The sequence below is a fragment of the Rhizobacter sp. Root1221 genome (genome assembly GCF_001425785.1).
GTDB lineage: Bacteria > Pseudomonadota > Gammaproteobacteria > Burkholderiales > Burkholderiaceae_C > Rhizobacter.
Genome location: NZ_LMDI01000015.1, coordinates 1 through 17,066 on the forward strand (window position 1 = coordinate 1; position 17,066 = coordinate 17,066).

The window sequence follows — 17,066 nt, forward strand, 5'->3', positions numbered from 1 at the left end:
GGGATGGTGATGGTCTGTCCGTTGGACAGGGTGACCGCGAACGGCGAGCCCGTGACCGGGTTGTTSACCGMGACGGTGTACGTGAGCGAGCCACCTTCGGCGATGGTGCCCGCCGACGCGGTGAGCGTCACCGTGGTGGTGTCGATCGTGTCGTCGATGCGGGTGACGGCGGCGGCCGGGTCGACGGCCAGCGCGATGCCCCCACCGGCGGTGCCGGTGATGGTGGCGCTGACGCTGGACGCATCGAGGTAGACGTCGTCGCTGCCGGCCACCGGCAGGCTGTAGATGCCGGTGGTCTGGCCGGCCAGCACGGTGATGACACCGCCGTTGGACAGCGACACGGTGAGGTCGGACAGCGGCGCCTGCGTGAGCGTGGCGGTGTAGACGATGGTGCCACCGGCTTCGGTGATGGCCGCGGTGGCCGTCAGCGTGACGGTGGAGATGTCGTTGTCGACGATGCCGGTGGTGAGGCTGCCATTCGTGCYGCTGACCACCAGGTTCTCGAAGCCGCCGCCGGTGGCGGTGCCGAGCGTGAGGGTGAAGCCCTCGGCACCTTCGGCGAGGGTGTCGTCGAGGGTGGCCAGGCTGAAGTTGGCGCTGCTGGCGCCGGCCGGAATGGTGACGGTGGCCACGCCSGTGAAGTCGGCGCCGTTGGCGGCCGTGCCGGTGTAGGTGASCTGCACGGTGACCGGGGTCAGCGTGGGGCTGGTCAGCGAGACGGTGTAGGTGGCGGAGGCGCCYTCGGCGACCGAGGTGCTGCCCGACAGGCTCAGYGTGGTGGTGTCGGCGTTGTCCACCACGGTGGTGGTGGCGGAGCCCGACGTGTCCAGCGATTCGAACGTGCCGCCGGTGTGGCCGGTGACGGACGTGGTGACGGTGTCGTCGGCCTGGACGTAGGCGTCGTCGGCGCGCACGGCAAACGCCGCGCTGGAGCCGGAGGTCTGGCCCACCGGGATGGTGATGGTCTGGCCATTGCTCAGCGTGAGCACGACCGGGGAACCGGCGACGGCGTCGCTCAGCGTGGCGGTGTAGACGATGGAGCCACCTTCGGTGACGAGCGGCGTGGCCGYGAGCGTCAGCGTGGTGGCATCGGTGTCGTCGGTGACCGTGGTGGTGGCGGTGGACGCGGTGTCGACGGCCTCGAAGTTGCCACCGGTGGTGCCGGTGATGGACACGACGGTGTCGACCGAACCTTGCACGTGGNGTCAGCGTGGTGGCATCGGTGTCGTCGGTGACCGTGGTGGTGGCGGTGGACGCGGTGTCGACGGCCTCGAAGTTGCCACCGGTGGTGCCGGTGATGGACACGACGGTGTCGACCGAACCTTGCACGTGGRCGTCGTCGGCCCGCACGGCGATGGACGGACTGGTGGCGGCGCTGGCGCCCACCGGGATGGTGACGACCTGGCCGTTGCTCAGCGTSACGGCGAACGGTGCACCCGTGACCGGGTTGTTCACCGAGACGGTGTAGGTGAGGGTGTTGCCTTCGGCGATGGTCGTGGCCGACGGGGTCACCGTGACGACGGTCTGGTCGGTGTTGTCGGTGACGGTGGTCGTGGCGGTGCCCGACGTGTCCAGCGATTCGAAGTTGCCACCAGTGCGGCCGGTGACCGTCACGTTCAGGGTGTCAGTGCCCTGCACATCGGCATCGTCGGCACGGACCGCGAACGGCGTGGTGGCGCCCGTGGTCTGGCCCACGGGGATGGTGATGGTCTGGCCGTTGCTCAGCGTGAGCACGACGGGAGAACCCTGCACCGCGTTGCTGAGCGTGGCGGTGTAGGTGATGGACCCGCCTTCGGTGACCGAGGCGGCCGAGGCATCGAGCACCAGCGTGGTGGGGTCGCTGTTGTCGGTGACGGTGGTGGTGGCGGTCGAGGCCGTGTCCACGGCCTCGAAGTTGCCACCGGTGGTGCCGGTGATCGACACGACGGTGTCGACCGGCCCTTGCACCTGGACGTCGTCCGGACGCACGGCCACCGCGGCGCTGGAGGCCGAGCTTGCCCCCACCGGGATGGAAACCGTCTGGCCGTTGGACAGCGTGACCAGCAGCGGCGAACCCGTGACCGGGCCATTGACCGCCACCGTGTACGAGATCGAACCGCCTTCGGCCACCGTGGCGGCCGACGGGGTGACGGTGACGACGGCCACGTCGGCGTCGTCGGTCACGGTGGTGGTGGCCGTGGCGGTGGTGTTGACCGCCTCGAAGTTGCCGCCGGTGCTGCCGGTGATGGACACGACCGTGTCGGCGGCGCCTTGGGCGTAGGCATCGTCGGCGCGCACGGCGGTGGCCGGCCCGGTGGCCGAGCTCTGGCCCACGGGAATGGTGAGCGTCTGGCCGTTGGACAGCGTGACGACAAACGGGCTGCCGGTGACCGGGCCGTTGACCGCCACCGTGTAGACGATGGAGCCGCCTTCGGCGACCGATGCGGTGGACGCGCTGAGCGACACCGTGGCGGTGGAGCCGTTGTCGGTCACCGTGGTGCTGACACTGGTGAACGAGGTGCCGACCGATTCGAAGTTGCCACCGGTGGCCGCGGCCACGCCCACGACCAGCGGCTGGTCGCCCTGCACGTACGGATCGTCGCCGCGCACCGCGAACGGGGCGCTGCTGCCGGTGCTCTGGCCCACGGGGATGGTGATGGTCTGGCCGTTGGACAGCGTGAGCACCACCGGCGAGCCGGCGACGGGGTTGGACAACGTGGCGGTGTAGACCACGCTGCCGCCCTCGGTGACCGACGCGGACGAGGCCGACAGGGCCACCGTGGTGGCGCTGGCGTTGTCGGCAACGGTGGTGGTGGCTGCCGGGCCGGTGGCCACGGATTCGTAGCTGCCGCCGGACATGCCCGCCACGCCGACGCTCAGCGTCTGCGTGCCTTGCGCATAGGCGTCGTCGCCACGCACGGGGAGCGGCGAACCGGTGGCCGCGCTGTCGCCCACCGGGATGGTGATGGTCTGGCCGTTGGACAGCGTGACAACCAGCGGCGAGCCCGTGACCGGGTTGTTGACCGACACGGTGTACGTGACGGCACCGCCTTCGGCGGCCGTGGCCGTGGAGGCCGTGACACTGACCGTGGTGGCGGTGTTGTTGTCGGTGACGGTGGTGACCACCGGCGTGCCGGGTGACACCGCCGGAAATTCGCTGCCGGTGGTGCCGGCCACGCCCACGCTGACGGGCTGGCTGCCCTGGGCGTAGACGTCGTCGCCGCGCACGGTCACGGGGGCAGACGTGCCGGTGGTCTGGCCCACCGGGATGGTGATGGTGGCGCCGTTGGTGAGCGTGAGCACGAGCGGCGTGCCGGTGACGGGCTGGGTCACGGTGGCGGTGTACACCACGGTGCCGCCTTCGGTGACGGTGGGCGCCGAGGCGGTGAGGCCGACGGTGGGGGTGGCCGGGGCGGGTTCGGCCGCCGTGTCTGCCGTGTCCGCCGTGGCGGGCGCGGTGGTGATGGGTTCGACGTTGGCGGCGGGCGCGCCGTCGTTGGCCTGGGCGAACGAGGCCGGGGAGGCGGACTCGCTGATGCGGCCCACACGAAGGCCTTCCTGCAGCCCGCCTTCACCGCCACCACCGAGGCCGGCCGCCGGGGCGGTTTCGTCGGTGGGGTTGTCGACTTCGGCAATGACACGGTCGATGTCGGTGGTGTCGAGCGGCGTGGGCTTGGCCGCCACGGTGGCGGGTTGTTCATCGGGCGCGAGTTGCACGATGCCGTCCTGCGTGGTGAGGATCGTGTCGCCCTTGTGCACCTGGTCACCGAGTTGCAGCACCCGCACCTTGCCGTCCGCTGAGCGGACCATGGCCGAGCCTCCCCAGAGTGCGGTCACGGTGCCGTTGAGGGTTTGAATCAGGGTGGGCATGGGCGATCCTCAGCTAGTGCTGCGCAGAATGGCGTCGAGAATACCGGAGGTGGCTGCGCCTTATGTGGTGGAAGAGGGTGCTTTTCCGTGAACAGATTCACTGGAAGGCCGCTGCCTGGTGTGCATAGGCGGCGGCGAGGCAAGGGTTTTTCCGGCAGGCGTGGCCATTCAGATCGGTATATCGGCAGGGTTTCCGGGAACTTGAGAAGTTTTTTCGGAATACTGCCGCGATGCCAATGTCACTCAGGCTGCGGGGTATTCGTGACGGGAATCACGCCGGGGCGGTGTTGCGCCCGCCCGGAGATTCGTCGGGTCAGCGTTCGCGCAGTGCGTAGGCCTTGGCCTTGAGCACCGGCTTGAGCAGGTACGACAGCACGGTCTTCTGGCCGGTGAGGATGTTCACCTCCGCCGTCATGCCCGGGATGATGGGCATCTTTTCACTGAAGTTGGTCCGCGTGGTGCGCACCCGCACGAGGTAGAACGCGTTGCCCCGTTCGTCCACCACGGTGTCGGGGCTGATGTTCTCCACCTTGGCGTCGAGGCCGCCGTAGATCGAGAAGTCGTAGGCGGTGAACTTCACCAGCGCCTCCTGTTCGGGCCGGATGAACGCGATGTCCTTCGGCGCGATGCGCGCTTCCAGCACCATTTCGTCGTCGAGCGGCACGATCTCCACGATGTCCTTGCCCGGGGTGACCACCCCCCCCACGGTGTTGGCCAGCAGCCGCTGGACCCGGCCGCGCACGGGTGAACGCACCTGTGATTTGTCGACCTTGTCGGTCAGCGCCACGGCGCCCTCGTTGAGCGCGTTGAGCTTGCCGAGCACCTCAGCCAGGTCCTTGCGGGCGTCGTTGCGGAACTGGATCTCGGTTTCCTGGGCCTTGCGCTGCGCTTCGCCGATGGCCGCCTGCACCCGCGCGATCTGCGCCGAGGCCTGCTCGGATTCCCCGCGCGACCGCGAGATGTCGCGCTCGAGCCGCAGGATTTCCACCTCGGAGACCGCGCCGCTCGCGAGCAGCGGGCGGGTCTTCGACAACTCCTGCTGGCCCAGATCGAGTGCCCGCTCTGCCGACACCTTGCGAGAGCGCATCTCGGCGAGTTCCTGCTGGCGTTGCTGCAGTTGCTGCCCGTTGATGGACAGCAGCGTGGCCAGCTCGGACCGCTTGGCTTCATACAACTGCAGCTCGCCCAGCAGGATGCGTTGCTCTTCCGGGTCGTTGGTGGCGGTGGCCGGCGGCTGGAACGGCGAATTCTCGGCAAGCGCCCGCAGGCGGGCCTGGCGGGCACGCAAGGCAAACCCCTGGGCGTTGGATTCCCGCACCCCGGACGTGGCCCGGGTCTCGTCGATCTTCAGCAGCAGTTGTTTTGCCTCCACCACCTGGCCTTCATGCACCAGGATCTCGGACACGACACCGCCGTCGAGCGCCTGCAGCACCTGCAGCTGGCGCGAGGGCACCACCTTGCCGTCGCCCCGGGTCACCTCGTCCACCTTGGCCAGGCCGGCCCACAGCAGCAGCAGCGCGAGGATCACGACGGCGGAGCGCACGATGGCCTGCGCGCGGTGGGTTTCCTGGCGGGACATCAGCCCGTCGGCCTCGGCCTCGAAGTTGCGGAAACCGGCCTGCTGCGCCGCGCCGGCGGTGGTGGCCGTGGCGCCGAAGACGCGGCGGGTGAGGGGCTCGATCAGCACGCGGATCCGTTCGAGCACGGCCAGGATGACCAGCCCGGCGCGGATCAGCACATTGTGGGTGCGGCCTGCCGGCCCGCCGGCGGGGACGAGTCTCGGGGTGTCGCTCATGCTGCGCGCGCGATGCGCCCCGTGGACAGTGCTTCCATGATGCGGTCGCGCGGGCCGTCGGCCACGATCTTGCCGCCGTCGATGACGATCACGCGGGTGACCATGGCCAGCAGCGAGGTGCGGTGGGTCACGAGCACGACGGTCTTGTTCTCGGCGAACTTGGTGATGTTCTGGGTGATCTGGGCTTCGGTGGAGAAGTCCATCGCACTCGTGGGTTCGTCGAGCAGCAGGATGGGCGCGTTGTGCAACACCGCGCGGGCGAGGCCGATGCCCTGGCGTTGCCCGCCCGACAGTGATTCGCCGCGTTCGCCCACCGGCATGTCGAAGCCGCGGGGGTGGCGGTGGATGAAGCTGGTCATGCCGGCCAGTTCAGCCGAGGCCACGATGGCGCTGTCGTCGGCGTACGGCAGGCCGAACGTGATGTTGTCGCGCAGCGTGCCGTAGAAGAGGGTCACGTCCTGCGAGACGTAGCCGAGGTTGCGGCGCACGTCGGCCGGGTCGAGCTGGCGCACGTCGATGCCGTCGATCAGCACGGCGCCGTCGGTGGGCTGGTACAACCCCATGATGAGCCGTTCGATGGTGCTCTTGCCCGACCCCACGCGGCCGATCAGGGCCACGCGTTCACCGGCGGCGATCTTGAAGGTGAGCCCGTCGAGGGCCACGTCCTGGCGGCCGGGGTACGAGAACTTGACGTTGCGGAACTCGATCTCGCCGCGCAGTTGCGGGCGCTGGATGAAGTTCTCGCCGGGCGGGCGTTCCACCGGGCGTTCCATGATCTTGTTCAGCGAGTCCAGGGCGGTGCGGGCGCCCTGGTACTGCATCAGCAGGCCCACGATCTGCCCGGCGGGGCCGAGCGCGCGGCCAGCCAGCATGGACGAGGCGATGAGGGCGCCCATGGTGAGGTCGCGCAGGCCGATCAGGTGCACGCCGATGATCACGATGGCCACCGTGACGGCCTGCGTGAGCCAGCCGGTGCCGTAGCTGGCCGATGACGACAGCGCCCGCATCTTGACGTTGGTCTGCGACAGGAACACGTTGGCCCGTTCCCAGCGGCCCTGGATCACGCCCTCGGCGCCCAGCGACTTGATGGTCTCGATGCCGGTGAGGCTTTCGATCAGCGTGGCGTTGCGCTGGGCGGACGCCTGGTAGGTGGTCTGCGACAGCTCGTGCAGCCGGTGCTGCAGCACGTAGCCCATCACGAGGATGACGGAAAACGCCACGAGGACCGGCAGCGCGAGCCAAGGCGAGATCCACGCGAGCACGATCACGAACAGCAGCGCGAACGGCAGGTCGATCAGGGCGGTGACGGTGCTGGACGCAATGAAGTCGCGCACCTGCTCGAAGCCGCGCAGGTTGGACGCGAACGACCCCACCGACTCGGGTCGGTTCTCGAGCCGCATGCCGAGCACGCGCTCCATCAGCCGCGCCGACAGCTGCACGTCGATGCGGGCGCTGGCCTCGTCGACGAAGTGGCTGCGCAGCAGTCGCATGAACAGGTCGCCGCACATGATCAGCACGACACCGACCGACAGCGTCCACAGCGTCTCGATGGCGTTGTTGGGCACCACGCGGTCGTAGACGTTCATGGTGAACATCGGGAACGCCAGCGCGAAGAAGTTGACCAGCAGCGCGGCCCACAGCACGTCGCGGTAGACGAAGCGCTGTTCGAGGATGGCACCCCAGAACCAGTGGCGGTTGCGCACTGAACGCACTTCTGGCGTGCGGGCGTCGAAGCGGAAATGCGGCCGCACGAACAGCACCACGCCGGTGAACCGGGCGGCGAGGTCGTCGTGCGTGAGGCGCACCGACCCCTGGCCGGTTTCGGGCAGCAGCACGCGGGCTTCCGTGCCGTCGGCGTTCCAGCCGAGCAGCACGCAGGCCTTGTTGTCCTTCAGCACGAGGATGGCGGGCAGGGCGGCCCGGTCGATGGCGGCGAGCGCCAGGCGCTGCAGCTTGGCCGACATGCCGGCGCGTGCCGCGGCCCGTTCGGCCAGTTCGAGCGACAGGCGGCCCCTGCCGCTGACGCCAAGTGGCAGCCCGGCCGACAGCGAGGCGCGCGACGCAGCCTGGCCATGAAGGCGGCACAGCTCGACCAGGCAATCGAGCAGGGGGTCGGGGTGGATGAGGTCTTCGCGCAGCCGCTGGGTGGCGGCGTCGGCCGTCACTGGCGGCGCGGAGGTGCCAGGGGCTGCGGGAGGGGGTGTCGAGGGGCCTGGTTCAGACATCGTTGGAGACTAATGCTCACCGGATATCGGCACAAAGCAATTCGTATTGACCCCGGCGCCGGTCCGCGAAATAGTGCTTGAGCGTTTCGCGCACGGTGCGGAAGGCCAGTTCGTCCCACGGCACGTCGGCTTCCGAGAACAGGCGGGTCTCGATGGTCTCGGGGCCGGGGGCGAAGTCGGTGTCGAGCAGGCGGGCCCGATAGAAGAAATGCACCTGGCTCACGTGCACCACGTTCAGCAGCGAATACAGGCCTTGCAGCTCCACGCGGGCACCGGCTTCCTCGGTGGTTTCCCGCACGGCACCTTCTTCGGTGGTTTCGCTCAGTTCCATGAAACCGGCCGGCAGCGTCCACAGGCCGTAGCGCGGTTCGATGTTGCGCCGGCACAGCAGCACCTGGTCGTTCCACACGGGCAGGGTGCCCACCACGTTGAGCGGGTTTTCGTAGTGGACGGTGCCGCACGCGGTGCAGGTGGCGCGTTCGAGGGAGTCGTCCGCGGGCACGCTGTACACCGTGGGCGACCCACAGGCCTTGCAATGCTTGATGCTGCGCAGTTGGAACATGGCGGGCAGTGTAGCGCTGCGCAAGCCGCGCTTTCGCGTGGCATCATCGCCGACATTCCTGACGTCACGAGGTCCCTCCGATGAGCCATGTGCTGACCCCGCCTCCTGTTGCCACCGTCCCGGTCGCGGGCAGCGATCCCCAAGCCACGTTTCCGGTGCGCCGCATCTACTGTGTGGGCCGCAACTACGTGGACCACCAGATCGAGATGGGCGGTTCGGGCCGCGAGGAGCCGTTCTTTTTCCTGAAGCCGGCAGATGCCGTGCTGCCCGTGCGCGACGGCGAAACCGGCCAGATGCACTACCCCGGCCTCACGAAGGACCTGCACCACGAGGTGGAACTGGTGGTGGCCATCGGGCGCGGCGGCCGCGACATCCCCGTCGATCAGGCCCTCGGCCACGTGTGGGGCTATGCCGTGGGCCTCGACATGACGCGCCGCGACCTGCAGGGCGAGGCCAAGAAACTGGGCCGCCCCTGGTGCACCGGCAAGGGGTTCGACGAATCCGCCCCCATCAGTCCCATCCGTCCGGCCGCGGCGTGTTACATCAACGCCGCCACCACCATCGCGCTCGACGTGAACGGTGCCAAGCGCCAGCACAGCGTGATCGGCAAGCTGATCTGGAGCGTCCCCGAGATCATCTCTAAAGTGTCGCAAGCGTGGGACCTGGCCCCGGGCGACCTGATCTTCACCGGCACGCCCGAAGGGGTGGCGAAGGTGGTGGTGGGTGACACCCTCGCGGCCCGCATCGACGGCGTCGGTGCGCTGCGCGTGCAGCTCGTCGAACGCTGAGAAGGACGGCCTTGCAGCTGTTCAACTACTTCCGGTCTTCGGCATCGTTCCGGGTGCGCATCGCACTCGCGCTGAAGGGGCTCGCGTACGACTACGTCCCCGTCCACCTGCTGAAGAACGAACAGCTCAAGCCGCCGTTCAGCGAGCTGACCCCCACGCACCTGGTGCCGCTGATGAAGGACGGCGAGCACACGCTCGTGCAGTCCATCGCCATCGTCGAGTACCTCGAGGAAACACACCCCACGCCGCCGCTGCTGCCGGCCGATGCCCTCGGCCGGGCCCGCGTGCGGGGGCTCGCCTTCGACGTGGCCTGTGAAATCCACCCGCTCAACAACCTGCGCGTGCTGCGCTACCTGACCCGCGAACTCGGTGCCGACGAGGCGGCCAAGGAAGCGTGGTACCGGCATTGGGTGGAAGAAGGCCTCGCGGCCATCGAGGCCCAGCTCGCCGGCAGCCCGGCCACCGGCCGGTGCTGCCACGGCGACACCCCCACGCTGGCCGACATCGTGCTCGTGCCGCAGATCTTCAACGCCCGGCGCATGTCGTGCCGGCTCGACCACGTGCCCACGGTGCTGCGCATCGTCGACCACTGCATGACCCTTGACGCCTTCGTGAACGCCCAGCCTTCGGCCTGCCCGGACGCGGCCGCATGAACCCCGACTGGCTCCGGCCCGATTGGTCCGTCGCCGGCGCGGGCGGGATGATGAGCACCCGGGCCGGCGGCCAAAGTACCACCCCCTTCGACCGCCTGAACCTTGGCAACGGGGTGGGTGACGACCCTGCCGTGGTGGCGCGCAACCGCGCCATCTTCCGGGCCGCCACCGGCGGCGCGGCACCCGTGTTCCTGAAGCAGGTGCACGGCACGCGGGTCGTGCGGCTCACCGCGCAGCATGCCGCCTCCAACGCCACGGTGGAGGAGGCCGACGCCAGCATCACCACCGAGCCGGGCCTGGCCTGCACGGTGCTCGTGGCCGATTGCCTGCCCGTGCTGTTCACCGCGCCCGAGGGCCGCGCGGTGGGTGCGGCGCACGCGGGCTGGCGTGGCCTGCGGGGCGGGGTGCTCGAGGCCACGCTGCGCGAGGTGTGTGCTGCCGCGGTGTGTGCCCCGGACGAGGTGTCCGCCTGGCTTGGCGCCTGCATCGGGCCGCGCCGCTTCGAAGTGGGCCCCGATGTGCTCGAGGCCTTCGGGGCAGCCCACGACACCACCGTGGCCGCGTGTTTCGCGCCGGTGCGGCCGGGCAAGTGGCTGGCCGACCTGCCGCGCCTTGCCCGCATGCGCCTGGCCACGGCCGGGGTCACCCAGGTGAGCGGCGGAGCCTGGTGCACCGTCGAAGACCCGTCACGGTTCTTTTCGTTCCGGCGGGACGGGGTCACCGGCCGCATGGCCGCGGCCGTCTGGATCGCCCCCGGGGCCGGCCGCCGCGTCGGCTGATTCGGCGGCCCGGCGTGCGCGCCGGCGGCCCGGCGTGCCCATGACGTACAGCACGATGGACAACGGCAGCGCGCCGTACAGCAAGAAGGTGACGATCGCGCCGAGCACGGTGCCGGCCGGATTGGTGGCTTCCGCGAGGGCCATCATCAGCACGACATACATCCAGGCGATGGTGACGAGATACATGGGATTCCGAACCGGGAGCTTTGGGGCGAGAATGGATCGAACTGAAGCTCCCGCCACCCGTGCCCCCGAAGGAGACCTGTGAACAACCGAGCCGTTCCTGAACCCCGCATCACCGAAGCCCTGGAGGCCTTCGGCGCCACGGCGACGAACATGCTGAAGTCCGTGTCGGGCCTGAGTGTGCCACTGCCCGCACTCACCGAACTGCAGTCCGAGTACCTGCGCCAAGCCACGGAATTGTGGAACCGATCGATGAACTTCGGTTCACCGAAAGGTGCCGGCGATGAACCCGCACCGAAGATCGGCGACCGCCGGTTTGCCGCACCCGAGTGGCAGGCCGATCCGGCCTCGTCGTTCGGCGCCCAGATGTACCTGCTGAACGCGCGCACGCTGCTCAAGCTCGCCGATGCGGTGCAGGGCGACGACAAGCCGCGGCAGCGGCTCCGGTACGCGGTGGAGCAGTGGGTGGCCGCCGCGTCGCCCGCGAACTTCCTCGCCACCAACCCGGAAGCCCTGAAGAAGGCGGTCACCAGCCAGGGCGAAAGCCTGAAGGACGGGCTCGCCCGCCTGGTGAGCGACCTGCGCCAGGGGCACCTGTCGCAGACGGACGAGACGCTCTTCGAGGTGGGCCGCAACGTGGCCACCACCGAGGGCCACGTCGTGTTCGAGAACGACCTTTTCCAGCTGCTCGACTACAAGCCGCTGACGGCCAAGGTGCACGAGCGTCCATTGCTGATGGTGCCGCCGTGCATCAACAAGTACTACATCCTCGACCTGCAACCCGCCAACTCGCTGATCCGCTACGCGGTGGAGCAGGGCCACCGCGTGTTCGTGGTGAGCTGGCGCAACGCCGACGAGTCCATGGCCCACATGGGCTGGGACGACTACATCGAGGAAGGCGCCATCCGGGCCATCGACCTCGTGCAGGAGATCAGCGGCTCCGACACCATCAACACGCTGGGCTTCTGCATCGGTGGCACCATCCTGGCCACCGCCTTGGCCGTGCTGGCCCACCGGGGGCGCCAGCCCGCGGAAAGCATGACCCTCCTGACGGCGTTCCTCGACTTCACCGACACCGGTGTGCTCGACCTGTTCATCGACGAGGCCATGGTGAAGATGCGCGAACTCACCATCGGCCCCGAGAGCCCCACCCAGGGCGGGCTGCTGAAGGGCCAGGAACTCGCCTCCACGTTCAGCTCGCTGCGGCCGAACGACCTGGTGTGGAACTACGTGGTGGGGAACTACCTGAAGGGCGAGACCCCGCCCGCGTTCGACCTGCTGTACTGGAACAGCGACAGCACGAACCTGCCCGGCCCCATGTACTGCTGGTACCTGCGCCACACGTACCTCGAGAACAACCTCGTCAAGCCGGGCAAGGCCGTGGTGTGCGGCGCGCCGGTGGACTTGGGGTCGATCGACCTGCCCGTGTATGTCTACGGCTCCCGCGAGGACCACATCGTGCCGTGGGACGCGGCGTACCGGAACCTGACCGCGTTGAGCGGCAACAAGGGCCAGACGCGGTTCGTGCTGGGCGCCTCGGGCCACATCGCCGGGGTGATCAACCCGCCGGCAAGCAAGAAGCGGAGCCACTGGGTGGGCGCCAATGGCAAGGCCCCGGCCACCGCCGACGCCTGGCTGGAGCAGGCCACCGAACACCCGGGCAGCTGGTGGCCCGACTGGGCCGCCTGGCTCAAGCGCCATGCGGGCGCCCAGGTGGCGGCACCCAAACGGCCCGGTTCTCGGGATTTCCCGCCGATCGAAACCGCTCCTGGCCGCTATGTCAAGCAGAAAGCCTGACACCTTGACGCGCCGTCCCCCGAAGCAGACATTCCCTTCATTCCCATCCCCTTCTCGGAGACTCTCCCATGACTGACATCGTCATCGTTGCCGCCGCCCGCACCGCTGTGGGCAAGTTTGGTGGTTCCCTTGCCAAGACCGCCGCACCAGAATTGGGCGCTGCCGTGATCGTCGACCTGCTGCGCCGGGCCAAGCTCGCCGGTGACCAGATCAACGAAGTGATCCTCGGCCAGGTGCTGACCGCTGGTTCAGGGCAGAACCCCGCCCGCCAGACCGTCGTGAAGAGCGGCCTGCCGCAGAGCGTTCCGGCGCTGACCATCAACGCCGTGTGCGGGTCCGGCCTCAAGGCCGTGATGCTGGGCGCGCAGGCCATCCGCGACGGCGACAGCGAAATCATCATCGCCGGCGGCCAGGAGAACATGAGCCTGGCGCCCCACGTGCTGCCCAACTCGCGTGACGGCCAGCGCATGGGCGACTGGAAGCTCGTCGACACCATGATCACCGACGGCCTGTGGGACGTGTACAACCAGTACCACATGGGCATCACCGCCGAAAACGTGGCGAAGAAGCACAGCATCAGCCGCGAAACGCAGGACGCGTTCGCGCTGGCCTCGCAGCAGAAGGCCGTGGCCGCGCAGGACGCCGGCAAGTTCAAGGACGAGATCGTGCCGTTCTCGATCCCGCAGAAAAAGGGTGACCCGGTCGTGTTCGCGGCCGACGAGTTCATCAACCGCAAGAGCACGGCCGAGGCCCTCGCCGGCCTGCGTCCGGCGTTCGACAAGGCGGGTGGGGTGACGGCCGGCAACGCGTCGGGCCTCAACGACGGCGCTGCCGGCGTGGTGCTCATGACCGCCAAGAAGGCCGACCAGCTGGGCCTGACCCCGCTCGCGCGCATCAAGAGCTACGCCACCGTGGCCCTCGACCCGTCCATCATGGGCATGGGTCCGGTGCCGGCCTCGCAGAAGGCGCTGCAGCGTGCCGGCTGGAAGGCGTCCGACCTCGACCTGCTCGAGATCAACGAAGCCTTCGCGGCCCAGGCCTGTGCGGTCAACAACGAGATGGGCTGGGACACCAGCAAGGTCAACGTCAATGGCGGCGCCATCGCCATCGGCCACCCCATCGGCGCGTCCGGCTGCCGCATCCTCGTCACGCTGCTGCACGAAATGCAGCGCCGCGACGCCAAGAAGGGCATTGCCAGCCTGTGCATCGGGGGTGGCATGGGCGTTGCGTTGACCGTGGAACGCTGATCAGTTTCCCGAGACCGCGGGCACACCCGCACGGCTGGCGCGTGCGGCGGGTCGGGTGCCCGGCAAAAACGGTTCATGCCAGGCCGGTTACAAGGGGGAACCCGGTTGACCGGCGAACGACAGAGGGGGACGCTAGGGTCCTGGCCAACCCCCATTCAACGATCACAAGGAGAGGTAAATGACCCAGAAGGTAGCGTACGTCACGGGTGGCATGGGTGGCATCGGAACCACGATGTGCCAGCGGCTGCACAAGGACGGTTTCAAGGTGATCGCCGGCTGCGGACCCAGCCGCGATTTCAAGAAATGGCTCGACGAACAGACGGCCCAGGGCTACTCGTTCTATGCCTCGGTGGGCAACGTCGGTGATTGGGACTCCACCGTCGGCGCGTTCCAGAAGGCCAAGGCCGAACACGGCCCCATCGACGTGCTGGTCAACAACGCCGGCATCACCCGCGACGGCATGTTCCGCAAGATGAGCCGTGCCGATTGGGACGCCGTCATCGAGACCAACCTCACCAGCCTGTTCAACGTGACCAAGCAGGTCATCGAGGACATGCTCGAGCGGGGTTGGGGCCGCATCATCAACATCAGCTCGGTCAATGGCGAAAAGGGCCAGTTCGGCCAGACGAATTACTCCGCCGCCAAGGCCGGCATGCACGGCTTCACGATGGCCCTGGCCCAGGAAGTGGCGAACAAGGGCGTGACGGTCAACACCGTCAGCCCGGGCTACATCGCCACCGACATGGTGAAGTCCATCCGCCAGGACGTGCTCGACAAGATCGTGGCCGGCATCCCCGTCAAGCGCCTGGGCACGCCAGACGACATCGCGTCCATCGTGGCGTGGGTGGCGTCCGACGAATCCGGGTTTGCAACGGGTGCTGACTTCAGCGTGAACGGCGGCCTGCACATGGGCTGATGTACGGCGGCGTGGCGATTCCGGCGCAAGCCGGGATCTCCACCCTGTGCAGGCGAAGCGGCTTCCATCCAGGCGAAGCAGGCTCCGTTTCGTCATCCGGCCCACGCCGGAAACCATCGCCACCGGGCTTCCCGGTCGGCGATACTCCTTCCCGATTCAACATCAGGACCGACCGTTCCGGATCGGGGGGAAACTCGAATGAACGCGCTTGTCTGGCGCCGATGGGGCGCCCGCGTAGGCGCAGCATGGGCCATGGCTTTCCTGGCCACCACCGCCCAGGCCGACCCGGCAACCCGCCGCCCGGTCGAACTCTTTGCCAGCTTGCCGCTGCTGTCCCACGTGGTTCTGTCCGCGGACGGCCAACAGGTGGCCGGCCTGATGAACGAGGGCGACCGCACCTTGGTCGTGACCCGCGCTGTCGACGGCGGGAAACTCACCGGGGTGCTGACCAACGACAACCAGCAGTTCCGCATCCGCTGGGTGCGCTGGGTCGGCAACGAGCGCCTGCTCATCTCCGTGGAGTTCGCGTCACGGCGGGATTTCGTCGGCACCGCGGAGACCCGCCTGTTGTCGGTGAAACCCGACGGCACGGGGCTGTTCCCGTTGATCGAAAGCCCGAGTGTGGCCGGTGGCCTCATGGGCAACCGGGTCACGCAGCAGATCCAGGACCGCGTGATCGACTGGATGCCCGGGGATGGCCAGCACGTGCTGCTGGCCCTCAGCGAACCCGAGCGTGTGCTGCCGGCCGTCTACAAGGTGAACGTGGCCACCGGCGCTCGCAAGATGGTGAAGACGCCGGAGCGTGACACCTACACCTGGCTGTCGGATGCCCGGCACCGCGTGCGGGTGGGTGTGCGCAATACAGGCGAGGCGCGCGAAGTGCGTGTCTGCGACCCGGACGGCAAGAACTGGCGTACCGCGTGGAAGTGGGAACACCTCGAGGATGCGGTGACCCCACTCGGGTTCGGCGTCGATCCGCAGGAGTTGTACGTGGCGGCCTACCACGACGGCCGCCTGGCGGTGCAGTCGGTGCGGCTGGATGATCCCGCGCTGGCGCGAACGGTGCGCTTCAGCCACCCGACGCAGGATGTGTACGGAAACCTGGTGCGCCTGCCCGGTACCGGCGAAGTGATCGGCGTCGGCTCCGACGACAGCGAAGGCGAAGGCGATGGCCCGGGGGCTCGCCCGGAGCTGTGGAATCCCGCGTGGCGCGCGCAGATGCGGGCGGTGGACGCCGGGTTGCCTGGGCGGGAGAACCGGCTGCTGCAAATCGGCACCGACGGCCAGCGGTACCTGCTGCACTCCAGCGGCAACGGCAAACCGGGTGTGTACTACGTCGGCGACCGGCGCACCGGCGACCTGTTCGAGCTGGGGGCGATGTACCCTGGCCTGGACCCCGCCGAGCTGATGGGCAAGCACCCCGCCACGATCAAGGCGCGCGATGGCCTGGACCTCAATGCGTACCTCACGCTGCCCGCCGGACGCCGCCAGGGCGATGGCGGTGCGCCGCTGCCGATGGTGCTGCTGCCCCACGGCGGCCCGCACAGCCGCGACGACATGGACTTCGACACCTGGACCGAGTTCCTCGCCGACCGCGGCTACGCCGTGCTGCAGGTCAACTTCCGGGGTTCCGTCGGCTACGGTCACGCCTTTGCCACCGCCGGCCTCAAGCGTTGGGGCCTGGAAATGCAGGACGACCTGACCGACGCGGTGCAATGGGCCGCGGCCAGTGGCATCGCCGATCCGGCGCGCGTCTGCATCGTGGGCGCGAGCTACGGCGGCTACGCCGCCTTGATGGGCGCCGTGAAGACCCCCGACCTCTACAAGTGCGCGGTGAGCTTTGCCGGTGTCTCCGACCTGCCTGACCTGATCGCCCACCAGAGCGATTACGTGCTCGGGCGCGAGGCCATGGAAGTGCTGGTGGGCAGTGCCTGGGGCGACCGCGAGCGGCTGCGCGCCACATCGCCGGCGCGGCACGCCGACCAGATCCGGGTGCCCGTGCTGCTGGCACACGGCACGTCCGACCGCGTGGTGCCGGTGGACCAGAGCGAGACCATGGCCAAGGCCCTGCGCCGCGCGGGCAAGCCGCACCAGTTCATCACGTTCGACAAGGGCGACCACTTCCTGAGCCGCTACACCCACCGGCTCGCGTTTTTCAAGGCGCTCGAAACATTCCTCGATCAACATCTGCAGCCTGCGGGACCCGCCGCCCAGAAGAGTTGACATGACCGGCCGCGCGGCGGTGTTCCCGATCGAAGCGCACTGCTGCTTG

Annotated in this window: 12 protein-coding genes and 1 pseudogene; 7 read left to right on the forward strand and 6 right to left on the reverse strand. The window is 68.5% G+C overall.

Annotated elements, in window-relative coordinates; translation table 11 throughout:
- From ASC87_RS33770 to ASC87_RS12995, 5 genes and pseudogenes are all read right to left on the reverse strand, one after another.
- A partial coding sequence (locus tag ASC87_RS33770) for an immunoglobulin-like domain-containing protein (RefSeq protein ID WP_200954354.1) occupies positions 1–1,199 on the reverse strand: 1,199 nt, incomplete at its 3' end.
- A gap of 5 nt (positions 1,200–1,204) precedes the next feature.
- A pseudogene (locus ASC87_RS33775) lies at positions 1,205–3,849 on the reverse strand (immunoglobulin-like domain-containing protein); the annotation flags it as partial.
- A 313-nt stretch (positions 3,850–4,162) separates the two neighbouring features.
- The gene (locus ASC87_RS12985) at positions 4,163–5,644 is read right to left on the reverse strand and encodes an HlyD family type I secretion periplasmic adaptor subunit (protein ID WP_082568603.1); all 1,482 of its coding nucleotides are present in this window, start codon (positions 5,642–5,644) and stop codon (positions 4,163–4,165) included.
- A complete protein-coding gene (locus ASC87_RS12990; protein WP_056662133.1) occupies positions 5,641–7,869 on the reverse strand; it encodes a type I secretion system permease/ATPase in 2,229 nt (742 codons plus the stop codon). The genes ASC87_RS12985 and ASC87_RS12990 overlap by 4 nt, the downstream gene beginning before the upstream one ends.
- A 16-nt stretch (positions 7,870–7,885) precedes the next feature.
- Complete coding sequence (locus ASC87_RS12995) at positions 7,886–8,431, reverse strand: NUDIX hydrolase (protein ID WP_056662376.1); 546 nt, start codon at positions 8,429–8,431, stop codon at positions 7,886–7,888.
- 80 nt (positions 8,432–8,511) lie between these two features.
- On the opposite strand from ASC87_RS12995, the gene ASC87_RS13000 reads away from it, so the two are divergent.
- Genes ASC87_RS13000 through pgeF form a run of 3 tightly spaced genes read left to right on the forward strand, consistent with a single transcriptional unit; the run spans position 8,512 to position 10,651 of the window.
- The gene (locus tag ASC87_RS13000) at positions 8,512–9,219 is read left to right on the forward strand and encodes a fumarylacetoacetate hydrolase family protein (RefSeq protein WP_056662136.1); all 708 of its coding nucleotides are present in this window, start codon (positions 8,512–8,514) and stop codon (positions 9,217–9,219) included.
- 11 nt (positions 9,220–9,230) lie between these two features.
- Complete coding sequence (maiA, locus tag ASC87_RS13005) at positions 9,231–9,872, forward strand: maleylacetoacetate isomerase (RefSeq protein ID WP_056662139.1); 642 nt, start codon at positions 9,231–9,233, stop codon at positions 9,870–9,872.
- Positions 9,869–10,651 carry a peptidoglycan editing factor PgeF gene (pgeF, locus tag ASC87_RS13010; RefSeq protein WP_056662142.1) on the forward strand — a complete coding sequence of 261 codons (783 nt, stop codon included), beginning with the start codon at positions 9,869–9,871 and terminating at the stop codon, positions 10,649–10,651. The genes maiA and pgeF overlap by 4 nt, the downstream gene beginning before the upstream one ends.
- On the opposite strand, the gene ASC87_RS30725 is transcribed toward pgeF, so the two are convergent.
- Positions 10,559–10,837 (reverse strand): hypothetical protein, encoded by a 279-nt coding sequence (locus ASC87_RS30725; protein ID WP_082568604.1) that lies wholly within the window; start codon positions 10,835–10,837, stop codon positions 10,559–10,561. The two genes, pgeF and ASC87_RS30725, sit on opposite strands and share 93 nt — an antisense overlap.
- Positions 10,838–10,987: 150 nt before the next feature.
- Between ASC87_RS30725 and phaC the strand changes: the two genes are divergently transcribed.
- The 4 genes from phaC to ASC87_RS13035 all read left to right on the forward strand — a co-directional run bounded on the left by phaC (position 10,988) and on the right by ASC87_RS13035 (position 17,017).
- A complete protein-coding gene (phaC, locus tag ASC87_RS13020) occupies positions 10,988–12,631 on the forward strand; it encodes a class I poly(R)-hydroxyalkanoic acid synthase (protein WP_082568613.1) in 1,644 nt (547 codons plus the stop codon).
- A gap of 68 nt (positions 12,632–12,699) precedes the next feature.
- Positions 12,700–13,878 (forward strand): acetyl-CoA C-acetyltransferase, encoded by a 1,179-nt coding sequence (locus tag ASC87_RS13025; RefSeq protein ID WP_056662152.1) that lies wholly within the window; start codon positions 12,700–12,702, stop codon positions 13,876–13,878.
- A gap of 178 nt (positions 13,879–14,056) precedes the next feature.
- Positions 14,057–14,794 (forward strand): acetoacetyl-CoA reductase, encoded by a 738-nt coding sequence (gene phbB, locus ASC87_RS13030; RefSeq protein ID WP_056662155.1) that lies wholly within the window; start codon positions 14,057–14,059, stop codon positions 14,792–14,794.
- 252 nt (positions 14,795–15,046) lie between these two features.
- Positions 15,047–17,017, forward strand: a complete 1,971-nt coding sequence (locus tag ASC87_RS13035) for a S9 family peptidase (RefSeq protein ID WP_056662159.1) — start codon at positions 15,047–15,049, stop codon at positions 17,015–17,017.
- The last annotated feature ends 49 nt before the right edge of the window (positions 17,018–17,066 follow it).